At 63.9% G+C, this 845-nt stretch carries 1 protein-coding gene; it reads left to right on the forward strand.

Annotated features, from left to right (window positions below; genetic code table 11):
- Positions 1-845 (forward strand): VCBS domain-containing protein (locus Q4Q54_RS21620; RefSeq protein ID WP_311989529.1); only part of this gene is annotated, 845 nt, incomplete at both ends.

Genomic DNA, 845 nt, shown 5'->3' on the forward strand with positions numbered 1-845 from the left:
AAACCTCACGATCACCGTCACGGGAGCCGCAGATGGCGCCGTGATCGGCGGAGTGGACGTCGGCAGTGTGACAGAGGACCAGCCCGTCCTGAGTGGCCATCTGCAAGCCAACGGCCAGCTGACGATCAGCGATGTAGACAGCGGCGAGGAGCACTTCACGGTGCAGACCGATGTGGCCGGCAGCGCCGGCTACGGGCACTTCAGCCTCAATTCAACAGGTGCCTGGACCTACACAGCCGACAACACCCAGACGGCGATCCAGCAGCTGAAGTCAGGCGAGAGCCTGACCGACACGCTGACAGTGACCAGCGCTGACGGCACGACGCACACGATCACGGTCATGCTGCAGGGCACGAACGACGTTCCGGTGCTGCAAGCACAGACGCAGGCCGTGACCGAAGACGGTACGCAGCTCAGCGGCCACATGGTCGCCACTGATGTGGACGCCGGCGACACACAAACCTTCTCTATCGCCCAGCCAGTCGACGGCTTCACGCTCAACGCCGACGGCAGCTACAGCTTTGATCCGGGTCATGCCAGCTACCAACATCTGGCCGCTGGCCAGACGCAGGACGTGGTGATCCCCATCACTGTGACCGACCGCGATGGTGCGACCAGCACGCAAAACCTCACGATCACGGTGACGGGCGCCGCAGATGGCGCGGTGATCGGCGGCGTGGACATCGCGACCGTCACCGAGGACACGGCCGTCACCACCGGTCATCTACAAGCCAACGGCCAGCTGACGATCAGCGATGTCGACAGCGGCGAAGCGCATTTCATGGCGCAGACTGACATCGCGGGCAGCAACGGCCTCGGCCACTTCAGCCTCGATACCTCAGGCA

It is taken from the genome of Shewanella sp. SP2S2-4, from assembly GCF_031932025.1.
Classification (GTDB): Bacteria; Pseudomonadota; Gammaproteobacteria; order Enterobacterales; family Shewanellaceae; genus Shewanella; species Shewanella baltica.